The following is a 14,248-nucleotide window of genomic DNA, read 5'->3' on the forward strand; positions in this document are numbered from 1 at the left end:
CCCACCTATGTTTAGGTTAGGAGTGATCTATTGCCCTTTTTCCATTCCTTTATTTGGATGATATTCGTTTTTTTATTTTTTATACGCTTTCCAACCTGTCAAAATATGGTAAATCAGCGGTAAAAGGCAGAGTGCAAAGAAGCCACAAATTGCAACTGCCCAGACAGGTAGATTCTGTGGATCTCCCAAAAAGAAATAAGCAAAAACTGAATAAGACAACATCCCAAACATCGCCATTGTGCCGAGTGGAAGGGTAATTCTAAAAATTAAGACCTTAGCAAAGGCTTTGTAAGGCGTCATATTTCGATTCAAAGCATAGGCAATAATCATGACCAAGATATAGCCCATAATAAACAGCATAAATAGGGTAGCGGCAAACAGTAGACCCGTGCGCCAACTCTTTTCCTGAGCAGAATGATCACCTGCCTCATAAACCACTTGAATATGATCTCCGACCACAGGCACATCGCCTGAACGAACTGAGTTATCCAAGATCAATGTTCTGTTTTGATCATCTTTGAATTGTACTTGTGCGGTATGCATTAAAGTTTTGGTCTTATATTTACGCCCGTTGGAATCTGTACGTTCGGTATCGACCCATTCTGAGCTATAGCTCACGATGGTTGCATCATAGCTAGGTTTGGTTGCCAAACCATATACCGCTTGCGACACCCAATAAGTAAAAGGAAAAAATAAAGAACTGATGCTAAATACCACAACAAATAAATAAGCAAATTCAAACTTACTACTGTCACGATTTTTGGCTAAACGTTTCAGCCAAAACTTTGTCAGCACAAAAGACCAGATACATAAGATCGCAACCACCACCAAGAAAACCTGTCCCGCATAAGTCAGTTGCATGCATGATCCTATTTGTTATATTGAATAGAGCTTGATTTTATCAGTTGGTGATCTTTTTAAAATCAAATTAATGAGTACAGTCAAAAAGAGTATTGTCTCTCACAAGTATAAATTTTTAAATAATGAAGCCATTGCAATGAATATCCATTACGAAATTGAAAAACTGTTTCAACAACACCAAGATATCCCATTATTTTATATCGAAAGTGGCAGCCGTTTATGGGGCATGGCCAGTCCTGACAGTGACTACGATGTACGCGGTTTTCATCTACCGAGTAAAGACCAGTATTATGATTATAAAAAGCATCGTGACTTGATCGAGATCATGGATGGCGATTTTGATTTTGTTTCTTATGACTTGGATAAAATGTTTGGGTTATTGGCAAAAAGTAACCCCACTGTTTTGGAGTGGGTCAGAGCACATATTGTGTATTTTAATGCCTTTCCTGAGTGGCAGGGTTTTCGTGATGGATTACTAGAGCGAATCGACTATAGCGCGTTGTATCACCACTATTTATCACTGGCAAAAGGTGGCATGAACGTGATGCAAACCGCAGATAACTTTACTTATAAGAAAGTCTTTTATTCGATTCGTGGTTTGATGTCAGCTGAGTTGGCGACTCAAGAGCAGATGCCTGAATTACTGATTACCGATCTGTTTGCGCAAGTCGATGCAAATGATCCATTACGGCATTGGGCGGAAGATTATCTGGAAATTAAAAAGCAGCAGAAAGAAAAGGTACAACTGCCTAAAGCAGAACAAGCCGCGATTCTTAATTTATTAGAACATAAGATCGAGCAGTTGGCGGAAAAGTCGATGCAGAAGGCCGATCGTCGCACCAGTTTGGAAGCCTATTTAACCGATTATAGCCGTCATTTAAAACAGCATTACTATCAATGAAATAATTCGTTTACCCATTACCTGAGTTCGACTTAAATATTCCATGATTTCATATTTTGTCGGACTCAGATGTAGGGTGTTATCTGTTAAATCCCGCTTTCTAAAATACGAATTTTTACATTGACAACATGGTCTTTGGTTGCTTCAAAATACTGCTGCATATGGGCAGTTTGCATATGCGCTGCTAAATGAGCGGTACTTTGCCATTTCTCTAACATGATAATCGTATTCTCATCAGTGGTCTGCATCTCAATGGCAGGAAGATGATCAATCAAGGGTTCATAGCCATGACAGCCGTCTTCTGCCAGTACCGTTGGAATAATTTTTTCAAAGGCATCTAAAACGGCTTGGCGATGTTCCGCACCTGCATGTGTATAAATTTCAGCAATAATGGTTAGCATATTATTTTCTCACTTAATGGCTTGTTGCAAACAACTGATCTAAATGGGCTTTATACGCTTCGATATAACTTGGTACGTTTGGCGCTTTGATCACATCATTGACGATAAAGGTCGGTAGTGAGTCCATACCCAAGAATTGATTAGCTTTATGGAAAGGTAAATAAACACCATCGACACCAACACCGTGGAAGAACTGGTCAGGATCGGTAAAGGCTTCCATCGGTGCGTTCCATGTCAAAGACAACATGTATTTTTTACCTTGGATTAGGCCACCCGAACCATACTTTTTCGATGCATCTGAACGGCTACGGCCATCGCTGGCATACAGTGAACCATGGCCAATCGTGAAGATATCATCGATGTATTTTTTCATGGTCCATGGTGCGCCCATCCACCAACCTGGCATTTGGTAAATCACCACATCTGCCCATAGATATTTGGCAATTTCGGCTTGAATATCATAGTCACTGTCGGTACGAGTCACTTGTACCTGATGACCTAAGGTGCTTAGATGTGCTTGAGAAAACTCGGTCAGGGTGTCGTTCAACTCACCATTCGAATGTGCAAATTGTTTGGCACCATTAATAATTAAAATATTGCTCATACGATTACTCAAAAATAAATCTCTAAAAACTGGAACGCATTTTAGAAAATCTATTCATGAGTAAAAATGCATAAATGAGCAAAAGACTATTGATCAAAAGTCAATAATTGAACTATTCAGCTTTGGATTTTTTAGCTTTATACCAACGACGAATGCCCCATAAAATTGCAATCGCAAGATACAGTGGCCATAACATCACTAACCAAATGATGGTTTCTCTAAAGCCGTACAAGCCCACTTTAATCGCTTCCCAAATCCGACTGAATAGCGGATCACTGTCTAAGGTGGCAATACGATTGATATTCAGATCATGGGATTTACGCACTTGTGATTGCTGGAAGAATTCCAGTCGAATGGTGCTATAAGCCAAACGGTCTTTGACTTCTAAATTGGTCAGTTGCTGTAGCTGATTGTTCACCGCATTGGATCCGCTGTTACTTTGATTGGCGGTATTGAGTTTTTCTTCGAGCAATTTTAACTCATAACGCTTGGCTTCATAGCTTTGGGTATTAAAGTTCAGCATGAGTGGCAGTAAATTATTTAAGAAGCTGGTGACTTGTGCATTGGGAATACGAACCGTGAGTTGCACTGTGGGGGTAATCTTTTCATAGATGTCGACACTGCCATCAATTCGATCACGTTCAGAGCGGTCACTGACTTGATAATTAATCTGCTTCTCTTCGATATAACCATTGTATTGCAATAACTGCTGCTCTAGTGCTGATGTGGTTTTTAGCACATCCTTCACTTCAAATTGCAATTGTGCGCTTTTGACCAATTGACGATTCTGTTCCAAAGCACTTTGTTGATTGCTGACTAATTGCTCTGGATTTTGGACTGCATTGTCTTGCACTGCTTGACTGTCTGCAGCGGCAGTTTCAGTTGCCATTGCAGCTTCACTGGCAGGGTCTTCCTGTTTTTTCGAGCAACCTAAGGCGGTGCTCCCAAGGATTAAAATAATCGTTAATTTCTTTGCTAAATCTGACATATCGGCATGTCCAAACTAAGGTGATTTTGATGTTATAAACTGTGTTTTTTTAATCATTTGTTATGATCATCATCTTGAATGATGACAACAAATTTAATGCACGCCACATACATTTTGTTGCGTGGCCATTCAGTTTTGCATAGTAGCATAAATGAGCTAAATGGATTGGATAGGTACAAAATGCATAAAATTGCGATAATCTTGGGATCTGCTTTATTCCTCACAGCATGTAATCAGCCGATTGCACCCTCGCAACAGCAAGCAGAAGTGCAAAAGAGTACAGTGATGCATGTGATTTTATCGGATCAGCCCAATCTGTTTCATGAAGACAGTAATTTAAAAATCGATCAGCAATTCAATCGTGCGGAAAACCCAACCGATGCACAAGTGACAGTGGAGCAAGCACAGTTGGATGATTCTGTGATTGCGGTGCGTACTGAGTATCAATTAAAACGCGACCAGAATACTTGGAAAGTCGTCAATAAGAAGCAAAGTTATCAATGTGCTAGAGGAGAGAATACCGAAACTTTCCAATTTGAGTTATGCCCATAATTTTGTGCATTATTAAACAGTGGATAAAAGTTCAGCAAAATTGTGGATAACTTTTCGGTTATGCACATTGCTGAATTGCTGTGATCGATTGTTTAAATTGCGGTCATTTTGAAAAAGTGCTACAGTTGCGCGTGGCAATTTAGCCAAACGGTAAAATATTTACCAACCTCACGTAATAAATTGTTTTTCTTATATACACCCAGTGAATACGGTGTTTTCACATTTATCACATGCTGGTTCACAGCATGGAATCAAAATTTAATTTAAATCTAAGCCATAAAACCTTGTGGTAATGATCCCTTTTTCGTTTTGAAAAATGGGACGAACACGAGTTGGTTATTTTTGTGAATAAAACATGATGACGAATAATCAGAACATGACGTTAAACCGTATAACGCTCATGTTTCCTTTAGCTTTAGTGCTATTCGAATTTTCAGTTTATATCGGTAATGACTTGATTCAACCTGCAATGTTGTCGATTACAGAACAATTTGCGGTCAGTGCAACGTGGGCACCCTCGTCAATGTCATTCTATTTATTGGGCGGTGCCAGTGTTGCCTGGCTGTTGGGACCGCTTTCAGACCGTCTCGGGCGTAAAAAAGTGCTCTTGGCTGGTGTGGCATTTTTTACGCTGTGCTGTTTGCTGATATTACTGACCCATAATATTGAACAGTTCCTGACACTACGTTTCTTGCAGGGTATGGGGCTGAGCGTCATTTCTGCGGTGGGTTATGCTGCGATTCAAGAAACCTTTGAAGAGCGCGACGCGATCAAAGTCATGGCACTGATGGCGAATATCTCCTTATTGGCACCTTTACTGGGCCCTGTATTGGGTGCATTTCTGATTGATTATGTGTCATGGCATTGGGGCTTTGTTGCCATTGCTGCGGTGTCTTTTATCAGTTGGTTTGGTTTAAAGAAATTTATGCCCGCGCCCCAAGAAAGCCGTCAACAACCGAAGCAGCCTTTTAGCTATATCTTTGATGACTTCAAAAAAGTATTGAGCAACCGTCGTTTCTTGGGCTTAAGCATCGCCTTACCGATGGTGGGGATGCCATTGATGTTATGGATTGCCTTATCACCGATTATTTTGGTGGATGAGCTGAAATTGAGCAGTGTGCAATATGGCTTGGCACAGTTCCCTGTGTTTTTTGGCTTGATTGCCGGTAATATCATTCTGATCAAGATCATTGATCGTTTCCCTCTCGGTCAAACCATTCTGTTTGGTTTGCCAATTATGTTATTGGGTACGGTCTTCTTGGTGTTGGGTGTGATTTGGCAGACTTATCTGGTGCCTTGTCTCTTGATTGGCATGACTTTAGTGAGCTTGGGTGAAGGGATTAGCTTCTCGGTGATGTATCGCTTCGCCTTAATGTCATCTGAAGTCTCAAAAGGAACAGTCGCAGCAGCCGTATCGATGTTGATGATGGTGAGTTATTTTGTCGTGATTGAATTGGTTCGAGTACTGTATACCCATTTCCATATCTGGGCCTTTGCTTTAGCCAGTCTGGTTTTGATCGTATTCTGGTTTAGCTCCCCACGCCAAGCTTTGAAACAGCATATGCTGGCACGTCAGCAAGACGGGTTGAATTAATTTTGGCTTCCATTGACTGCTCACTTAATTTCTAAGCTGAGCAGTTTATTTTTTAACGATACTAATTCAGTCAACGTTTCTAGCAGCAGACTCATTTGTTTTAACAACAAGGGATGCTGTTCAGAGATCTGCTCTTGCAGATTCAATGTTTCAATTTCTTTAAGCAAGTGTTCCACCTGATGTTGTGGAATGGGTGCTTGTTCGATCAAGCTTTGCTTGAGTAGCTCTTCAATTTTATCCAGCAGTTGGAGCAGTTTCAGATCTTCGATTTTTTCCCGTTGATGTCCCAAGGCTGAGACATAACTGAGTTGGCTATGGCTATAGACCAAATAGCGAAACGCATGTTGAATGAGTTCTTGGTTGGGCTGAGGTTCGGTACTCAGACTTGAGATCATATTAGACAGCTCAATCTGAGCATTATGTGCGGCACGTCGAGTGGTTCGGTATTCCAGATCGAGTTCACGCCCTTGATGATATTGCTGTACCACCACATGAAAATAATCGAAGGTGGTTTGATTATTTTTTTTAATATTGCTGGAGATATTGCGGAAATTCCAATCGGGCCAAATGAAATTGACTGCGAGCCATGCAATCGCGCAGCCAATAAAAGTGTCAATCATGCGTGGCAGGATAATACTAAAACCTGCCCCTTTTAAATTAAAAATCAATAACACCATTAAGGTGGCCATCACCGTGGCGAGTGCATATTTTTTTTGTCTTAAATAGAAAAATAACACCCCACAAATCACAGTGAGGAGTAGTTGCCCCTCAATACTGGGGACAAAATAAAGAATAGGAATCCCCAATAACACTCCGAGTAAAGTGCCAATGGTTCTGAGCTTGAGACGGCTTTTGGTGGCAAAATAGGTAATCTGGCAGACAAATAAACTGGTGAGTAAAATCCAATAGCCATTTTGCGCAAATGGTAATAAGGAAATAGCATAGCCAACCGCAAAGATCACAGCCAAGCGGACGGCATGACGGAATAGTGCCGATTGCGGACTGAGTTGCTGTTTGATTTTTAAAAGTAGATCCTGCGCACCCTGAATATCATCATCAAGCAAATTGAGATGGTCATGATGTTGTTGTGGAGCGCGTTGTTCAATATTCTGATTGAGTTGCAGTTGGGTAAACTGCTCATGCACACTTTTTAAATTATTGAAGATCAGTTCCAGATTTTTAACTTCGAGATTGTTGGGATGTTGTTGCACCCAGTCACGCATTGATAATTCTAAATTGCCTAAAGCTTTACTGGCAGATTCACGCGGTTGATAGCTCTGATGCTGCAAGATTGCTTGGCTTAAATCATGACAGGCCAAGGCTTGTAGCTGCATATTTTTTTGAATACGAAAAATCAAATCACTGCGGCTAAAATTTTGATGAATTTTTTCATAATGCAGATAGCTGGAGGTGACTTGTTCATGCATATCTTGAGCAAAATAATATAAGTTTAGCCAATAAATACTGGTGTTGTTCACCCGAGACGCTTTTAAGCGCGTCAGTAAGGAGTTTTTGGCTTGATTCAGACTAGTGACCACTTGGCTATTTTTGTGAGAAAGTTCGAATAGTAGTGTTTCGACATTATCAATATTATCTGGGTCGAATAAACGTGATTTGGCTTGCAGTAATTCAGCAAGCTCCTGAAAAATAGCTGAGATCTTTTCTTGTAGTGGCAGGGTTGGGCGAATCACAAAAAATAAGATTGAAGTTAGCCCATACCACAAGGCACCCAATACAAAATAACTGGGTTGCTGGTACCAGTGTGGATATTCACCTAGACCGAACATGGTATAGATCGAGAGTAAAATCGTGCCAAAGGAAATGGTGGCATAGCGTTGCCCAAGTGCCCCCATCATGACCAAGGCCGCACTCGAGAGGCTGAGATAGACAATAAACCAAAATTTATAGGGGGCGAGAAACTCTAAAATAGTACTGACCGTAAAGAACAGCGCGCAGACATAGATCAGATTGCGTAAACGAATGCTGAGACGATCATCAAAATCGGTCAGTGCGGTCGCAATTGCCCCTAAAGTTACAGGCACAATCAGCTGTCCAAATCCGAAATAATGTAAACCGAGTGTTGTGCCGCAAAGCACAATCAGGATTTGTAGGCAATAAAGCAGAATCGAGTTGGAGCGAAAGCGATTGAACAGGATAGATAAATTTTTCACGATTCTTATTCTTGAATATGTTCTGGTTTCATCATACAAATAAATGTCCCAAAGGAAAGCATTGTCAGTCAACAAGCGGCACTATTTTTGAACATCAATATTTGCTTGATCTTTCAAATAATAGATAAGATGCAAAATTCATGCTCAGTTGTATTTTGTTCTTGTAAGATTGGATAAGAAATAAAAATGGCTAAAAGCAGTGTAATTGTGGATAACTCGGAAGATACCCACAGTATTGAAATTACTTAATCACACCGCAGGCAATACGGTCACCACCACCGCCTAATGGTTTTGGTGTATCCGAATAATTGTCTCCACCGACATGAATCATAATGGCACGGTTCTGGATATCAGCCAGTTTTAAACGTGGTGCAATCACAGGTGTGGTTGCAAAACCTTTTTCATTTACAACCAACACAGGAAGGTCACCCAAATGTCCAGTTTCTGGCGTACCATGATGTGCAACCTTTTCAGGGTTTAAGTGGCTGCCTGCTGCCAAGGCGGCGCCCATTTTTCCATCTTTAAGCGCCGCTTCACAGGATGGGTTTTCATGGATGTGGAAACCATGTTCGCCAGGAGAAAGTTTCCAAAGTGCAGGGGTAATTAATAAACCCTTTGGTGTTTGTTGAAAAGCAACCGTTCCGATGGAAGCACCAACCCCATTGGCATCGACTTGATAGACTTGGATCAATTGTTTTTGATCCGTTGTGCTGGTCTTGGTCTGGATTTTAGCCGCATTGCTATCGAGAGAAACCGAAGAGCAGGCTGCGATACTTAAACTCAAACAGCCGAGCAGAGAAATTTTTTGAAGCATTGACGTCATTGCGAAGATATCCTTATAAATTATCTTTATTTGATGATTCAAACAAAGTCAGGGATATCTCGCAAGCCACATTAATCAATTCATGACAAAAAATTAAACGAAATATACCTATTTAGTTTCGGGTGGTGCTTCCAACGCTGCAACAGGTTCGTCAACATTTTCATGCAGCCATTCACGCCAAATCGCTAACAGGATGGCTAAAATCACTGGGCCAATGAATAGGCCGACCAGACCAAAGCTGGCAATACCGCCTAATACCCCGAACATGATCAAGATAAATGGAATCTGGGTTGCGCCTGAAATCACCAATGGACGAATCACATTGTCTGAGCTACTCACAATCACCACACCCCAAACCACAACCCCAATGGCTTCCATGGTTTGCCCCTGAGCAAATAACCACAGGCCTACTCCAAGATATGAAACAGGTGTTCCAAAAGGAATCAGCGCCAAGATAAAGGTGACCATAGTCAACAGCATTGGATTTGGAACGCCTGCGACAAAATAGCTAAGGCCGGCCAATAGAGCTTGTGCAACTGCAGTTAAACCAACGCCGTATACGACAGCACGAGTCGTTTCCGAAATGGTATCTAGATAATGATGCACACGTGGGCCAATCACCATTTCTAAGGCACGACTCACTTGTGCCAAAATCATTTGTCCATCACGGTAGAAGAAGAACAAGGTCATGAGGGCAAAAGTCAGTTTGACCAAGTTACGGCTAATTTCACTCAGGACAAAACGACCATAGCTGAGATGGCTTTGAATCCATTCGGCAATATTCTTGGTGATACTGTTTGGATCACTACTCAGTTCATTAACGGTACGGCTAATATCTTTGCCGATAATCGGTAGGTTTTTGATAAATTCAGGAACTTGAACATGACCTGAAAACAGTTGTCGTTGTAAATTAAAATATAAATTACGACCTTCGAGTTGCAACATAAAGATTGCACAGATAAACGGCACACCGATCACGATAATCACCAAGCTAATCATCAGGGTGGCATTCAGTGTAGGTCGGTTTTCACCAAAGAAACGACGCTGTACCCATAGATATAAGGGCCAAGTCATATAGGCAATAATTGCGGCCCAAAGGACAGGGACAATAAAGTATTTGAGAATACTGAATCCCAAAAAGAGCAGGACAAAAAATAGTCCAAACAGCAAAACGCGTTGTAATATGGGAGCGTATTGTTGCACGATAGTATTTCTCAAGTGCTAGAAATTGAATAAAACCATCTTAACTGAAAAAGTAGGCGAGGGAAATTTTCATTTCCCCATTTTAAGATTTGATATCAAAAGATTACGTTTCTTTGCAAAGTCTTAGAACCACTCGCTGGGATCATCGACCAACTGGTTTAAAACAGGCTGCCATTGGCTTTGGATGCTGACAAAGTTTTTCTGGGTCTTATCAAACACACTCAGCCCTTGCATTGCCAATGTACCATAGGCACTACGCTCTGAAATCCATGCCACAGGGTCTTGCTCAATCTTGCTAAAGAAGTCTTGAATATCTTTGGAACTGGCACTGTTCGGTTTGACACGATTGGCGATCAACAAGATTTGTACCTTGCCTTTACGAATACGCTTAATGTCTTGTAAATGTTTTAAGAAGCGGCGAGTACTGTCGATATCAAAGAATGATGGCTGTAATGGCGTTACAATGGCATGTGCTTCGCTGACCAATTGCTCGGCATGTTCGCCTGAGAGCGCACCAGGGGCATCAATAATCAAATAATCTAAATTCTTGGGCGCTTCGCCAATCGATTTTTCATGTCGCCAATCTAGACTCTGAATGCCCGTGACCGTTTCAGGACGTTGCTTGAGCCATTGCAAAGACGATTTTTGGTTGTCAGCATCGGCCAGCGCCACCTTATAGCCTTTCTGCGATAATGCGGCAGCGAGTGTAATAGCTGTCATGGTCTTGCCACAGCCACCTTTTTGATTTGCGATTAATATGGTTTTCATGAAATTAGATTTATTAACTAGGCTCTCGTATTCGTTTATACCTTAGCATCTTTTTCGGTCAAGTGTGTTACACATGACAAAAGTTTCATGTTGCAGTTAAATAGCTGCATTCAAGCAAAGGAAAGTGACTATGTCGGTTTGGTTAGCGATGCTGATTGGTGGTTGTATTGGTGTCGTGATCACCACGATTATTTTATCCAGCACTCGTAATGGGCGGATTCAGGCGGAGTATGAGAAATATATTGCTGAATTGGAGCTGGAACATAAGCAAGCTTTACTCGATGCGCAGAAGCGTAGTGTCAATACCAGCCGTGCGGTATTGAAAGGTAAAATGGCGGAGCAGTTTGCACCGATTCTGCCTGAGTTTCGTTATTTACCCAGTGATGCTAAATTTTTAGGTGATCCTGTCGATTACGTGGTTTTTGATGGTTATACCGACTTTCGAGATGGCGATGGTACAGCCGAAGATATTGAAGTGATTTTACTGGATATTAAAAGCGGTGGCGCACGCTTAAGCAAAGGGCAGCAGGCGATTGCTCAAGCGGTCACTGAAGGGCGTATTCGTTTTGAAACCTTGCGAATTGATTTTGAAGATCAATGAGGCGTTTCTAATTTTTGTACGCGTGCCAACAGCATTGTTTGCGCCACAGATGGGATTCCTTCTGCATCAAAATATTGCTTTTCGATCAATTTAAATTTGGCTTGTAAGAGCTGGCGTTCAATATCCCGATTTAAGTGGCAGCCATCGGCTATCCGTTTCTGAATTGGGGTTAGTAGCGTCTGCAAGGACTGTATTTTTGCCGAGTTCGGATGCTTGACATGTTCAACCAAATGGAAGGTACCTGTTGGTTTCAGCACCCGATGTATTTCGGCTAAGGCCTGTTCAAGATCAGCAATGCTACACAGTGTCCACGTCGATACAATATGATCTAAAGAAGCGTCGGCAAAGGGGAGTTTTTCTGCACTGGATTGCACATGTTTAATAAAGAAAGGTGCATGTTGTACCCGTTCAACGGCCAATTGATAAATATCAGGATTGGGCTCTAAGGCGTACACTGAATCAACATTGCCATAAAAGGGAATATTCAGCCCTGTACCAAAACCAATTTCGAGCACTTCACCTTCAATCGGCAGCAGTAATTCACGACGTCGATCCATCAAGCTGGCAGTTTGCATGACCTGATTGAGCAAATGAGGAAAGATATGGCGTTGGTAAAATTGGTAAATCATAGAGATCCATTCGTTGGTTTTAATAAAGAGGATACTTCACTAACAGCACAAAAATATGACTAAAGTAAGTTTGATTGTTACCAAAAAAAGCACTTTTTTTCACCATCTCAGCATACTATCAAGAGAAAGGCTTTTCTAATATTTTCGAGGATAATCGAGCCATGAAAAAACGTCTATGGATGAGTTTATGCATGGTGGCTGCAATTGGGCAAACACATGCATCAACGGGTCAGGCAGAATATAATATTGCCAATGGCTTAGCGCCAGTTGTGGAATATCAATCGATTTCGGTATTAAAACCTTTTGATGGTAATTTCCGTATTCTCGGCTCAAAAGTTTATCATGACGATGAGCAAGCCAAATTTTCTCCGATCGACTATGCGGTGAGTTTGGGAGCGTTTACTGATCCTGCAATCGCTCGAACGATTGATGTACGTCAATATGATCGTTATTTGAATTGGAAAATGAATACACTGCCTGTGCCACCCGATCAAGCGATCAAACTGGTGTCCAATATGCATATTATTCCTGCCAATCCAGAGATTGCTAAACAAATCAAACAAGTGAAACGCGGTGACTTGGTTCAACTCAAAGGTGAGCTGGTCGAAGTTCGAGATAAGGACTTGGTGTGGAAATCTTCTTTAACCCCAGGTGGAGTGGGTGATGGCGCATGTGAGTTATTTCGTGTGAGTTCCATTCACTGGATTGAGAAGCAGAATATTTAACAATGAATGTGAAATAAAAAAAGGGGCTGATGCCCCCTTTTTTTTATTTATTTCAGTTACTCAGCTTGCATTTTGCTTTCAGCTGTTTGCGCATTTCTCCAGTGATGCAACTGGCTTTGCGCGTGTAGATATTCATTCAGCTGATTGACCTGCTGATTCGCATCTGTTGTTTGGGCGGTATTGGCTTGTTCCAAGACTTGGGCTTGATGCTCCCAATAATCATAAAGCAAACCTTGAATATAGCGACCCTGTTCAGTTTTGAGTTCTAGCTCTTTGAGCATCTTCAACGCTGAGTTGACATTATCTTTTTGACGTTGCTGCTCGAATTCAGGTGTGAGGCTATTGGCTTCTTTCATCTTGGCCAATTCCATTTCCATACTATCGCTCATGTCGGTAAAACGATGATCATAGTCTTCTAATACGGCAATATCGTGGCCATCATCTGCTGTGGCAGGGAATTGCTTGATCGGTGTTTGATTGAGTTGACCAATCGCGTCATTACTTGCGCTGCTTTGCTGTTGTTGCTTTGCAGCTGGCTCTTTGTCCTTATTACAAGCACTGAGCATCAGCGCTGAACTGAGTACACAGGTGATGGCAAATGTGGTTTTTAAGTTAGGCATAGCAGAGCTCGTTCAAGAATTAGTTGGATATTTTCTGAAAATGGTAGGCGAAAGTGGTATAGGGGAAACTCATCTGATCTTGCGCAGTTAAGCCCGTAAAATCAAATACAATTTGTTCAAACTTTGCTTTTAACTGTTGTTGCTCTGCTGAGGGCATTGCGGCAATAAAACTAGTAGACAGCAAGCGTTTACTCACCACCTGTTCGACAGTGCCCTGATGCGCCTGTTGAAAGGTGGTTAATCCATCCAGTTTAAATAAGCTTTGCTCCTCGAACACTTGTTTCCATAACTCACTGTGATAACGAGGGGTATCACCTTCTAAAGGTGCAATTTCATCGGCCAAGGCTTTGACCCAATCGACCGAGGTATCGCGCTGATTCCAGATTAAACCAAGACGCCCTGTGGAACTCAGCACACGATGCATTTCTGTTAGGGTTTCAATATTGGCAAACCAATGGAACGATTGCGCACAGAGAATGGCATCAATTGATGCATCGGCGAATGGTAATTCGCTACTGAATGCCTGTCGACAATCGACTGTCGGATAAGCTTGTTGAAGCTGCTGTAACATTTCCGTGACAGGCTCGACCGCAATCACTTTTGCCTGTGTCTGAATCAAGTAGGGTAAGAATTTGCCAGTCCCAGCACCGAGGTCAACAACAGTGGAATTTTCACCTATTTGGAGCCGATCTTGCAGCCAAACCACTATTTCTTGCGGGTAACTGGGGCGAACTTGCTGGTACAGTTCAGCCCCTAAACTAAAGCCTTTTTGAGCAGCAGGATGTAAGGATTGTGTCATTTTTTGCG

Annotated in this window: 16 protein-coding genes; 5 read left to right on the plus strand and 11 right to left on the minus strand. The window is 41.7% G+C overall.

From position 1 onward, the window contains the following. Positions 1 to 72 precede the first annotated feature (72 nt). The gene (locus tag V6E90_RS10055; protein WP_065343241.1) at positions 73 to 861 is read right to left on the minus strand and encodes a xanthine permease; all 789 of its coding nucleotides are present in this window, start codon (positions 859 to 861) and stop codon (positions 73 to 75) included. 136 nt (positions 862 to 997) lie between these two features. Here V6E90_RS10055 and V6E90_RS10060 point away from each other — a divergent pair, with 136 nt between their 5' ends. Further along, positions 998 to 1,762, plus strand: coding sequence for a nucleotidyltransferase domain-containing protein (locus tag V6E90_RS10060; RefSeq protein ID WP_332605249.1), 765 nt, complete (start codon positions 998 to 1,000; stop codon positions 1,760 to 1,762). 86 nt (positions 1,763 to 1,848) lie between these two features. On the opposite strand, the gene V6E90_RS10065 is transcribed toward V6E90_RS10060, so the two are convergent. The 3 genes from V6E90_RS10065 to V6E90_RS10075 all read right to left on the minus strand — a co-directional run bounded on the left by V6E90_RS10065 (position 1,849) and on the right by V6E90_RS10075 (position 3,755). After that, on the minus strand, positions 1,849 to 2,163 hold the full coding sequence (locus V6E90_RS10065; RefSeq protein WP_332605250.1) for a putative quinol monooxygenase: 315 nt from the start codon (positions 2,161 to 2,163) through the stop codon (positions 1,849 to 1,851). Positions 2,164 to 2,176: 13 nt separating this feature from the next. Next, the gene (locus tag V6E90_RS10070; RefSeq protein ID WP_332605251.1) at positions 2,177 to 2,767 is read right to left on the minus strand and encodes an NAD(P)H-dependent oxidoreductase; all 591 of its coding nucleotides are present in this window, start codon (positions 2,765 to 2,767) and stop codon (positions 2,177 to 2,179) included. Positions 2,768 to 2,879: 112 nt separating this feature from the next. After that, a complete protein-coding gene (locus tag V6E90_RS10075; protein WP_332605252.1) occupies positions 2,880 to 3,755 on the minus strand; it encodes a DUF4349 domain-containing protein in 876 nt (291 codons plus the stop codon). A gap of 180 nt (positions 3,756 to 3,935) precedes the next feature. Between V6E90_RS10075 and V6E90_RS10080 the strand changes: the two genes are divergently transcribed. Further along, a complete protein-coding gene (locus V6E90_RS10080; RefSeq protein WP_016542775.1) occupies positions 3,936 to 4,307 on the plus strand; it encodes a hypothetical protein in 372 nt (123 codons plus the stop codon). A 358-nt stretch (positions 4,308 to 4,665) separates the two neighbouring features. Then, entirely contained in the window at positions 4,666 to 5,901 is a 1,236-nt protein-coding gene (gene craA / locus V6E90_RS10085; RefSeq protein WP_409360517.1) for a chloramphenicol efflux MFS transporter CraA, read from the plus strand. 20 nt (positions 5,902 to 5,921) lie between these two features. Here the strand turns inward: craA and yccS are convergent, their stop codons facing one another. From yccS to V6E90_RS10105, 4 genes are all read right to left on the minus strand, one after another. Continuing rightward, positions 5,922 to 8,072 (minus strand): YccS family putative transporter, encoded by a 2,151-nt coding sequence (yccS, locus tag V6E90_RS10090; protein ID WP_032865897.1) that lies wholly within the window; start codon positions 8,070 to 8,072, stop codon positions 5,922 to 5,924. A gap of 241 nt (positions 8,073 to 8,313) precedes the next feature. Next, on the minus strand, positions 8,314 to 8,895 hold the full coding sequence (gene sodC, locus V6E90_RS10095; protein WP_023271235.1) for a superoxide dismutase family protein: 582 nt from the start codon (positions 8,893 to 8,895) through the stop codon (positions 8,314 to 8,316). Positions 8,896 to 9,003: 108 nt separating this feature from the next. Beyond that, a complete protein-coding gene (locus V6E90_RS10100) occupies positions 9,004 to 10,098 on the minus strand; it encodes an AI-2E family transporter (protein WP_005201278.1) in 1,095 nt (364 codons plus the stop codon). A 123-nt stretch (positions 10,099 to 10,221) separates the two neighbouring features. Beyond that, the gene (locus V6E90_RS10105) at positions 10,222 to 10,866 is read right to left on the minus strand and encodes a ParA family protein (RefSeq protein ID WP_004657565.1); all 645 of its coding nucleotides are present in this window, start codon (positions 10,864 to 10,866) and stop codon (positions 10,222 to 10,224) included. Positions 10,867 to 10,996: 130 nt separating this feature from the next. Here V6E90_RS10105 and V6E90_RS10110 point away from each other — a divergent pair, with 130 nt between their 5' ends. Continuing rightward, positions 10,997 to 11,467, plus strand: a complete 471-nt coding sequence (locus V6E90_RS10110) for a Holliday junction resolvase-like protein (RefSeq protein ID WP_004657567.1) — start codon at positions 10,997 to 10,999, stop codon at positions 11,465 to 11,467. Here the strand turns inward: V6E90_RS10110 and V6E90_RS10115 are convergent. After that, entirely contained in the window at positions 11,461 to 12,096 is a 636-nt protein-coding gene (locus tag V6E90_RS10115) for a class I SAM-dependent methyltransferase (RefSeq protein ID WP_023271236.1), read from the minus strand. The genes V6E90_RS10110 and V6E90_RS10115 overlap by 7 nt on opposite strands. Before the next feature lie 161 nt (positions 12,097 to 12,257). Here V6E90_RS10115 and V6E90_RS10120 point away from each other — a divergent pair, with 161 nt between their 5' ends. Further along, positions 12,258 to 12,821, plus strand: a complete 564-nt coding sequence (locus V6E90_RS10120) for a hypothetical protein (protein WP_023271237.1) — start codon at positions 12,258 to 12,260, stop codon at positions 12,819 to 12,821. Positions 12,822 to 12,877: 56 nt separating this feature from the next. Here V6E90_RS10120 and V6E90_RS10125 read toward each other — a convergent pair whose 3' ends face one another. Together V6E90_RS10125 and V6E90_RS10130 are read right to left on the minus strand one after the other, a co-directional pair. Continuing rightward, positions 12,878 to 13,441, minus strand: a complete 564-nt coding sequence (locus V6E90_RS10125; RefSeq protein ID WP_332605253.1) for a hypothetical protein — start codon at positions 13,439 to 13,441, stop codon at positions 12,878 to 12,880. A 19-nt stretch (positions 13,442 to 13,460) separates the two neighbouring features. Beyond that, positions 13,461 to 14,240, minus strand: a complete 780-nt coding sequence (locus tag V6E90_RS10130) for a class I SAM-dependent methyltransferase (RefSeq protein WP_332605254.1) — start codon at positions 14,238 to 14,240, stop codon at positions 13,461 to 13,463. Positions 14,241 to 14,248: the final 8 nt, after the last annotated feature.

The organism is Acinetobacter sp. ESBL14, assembly GCF_036668815.1.
Classification (GTDB): Bacteria; Pseudomonadota; Gammaproteobacteria; order Pseudomonadales; family Moraxellaceae; genus Acinetobacter; species Acinetobacter gyllenbergii.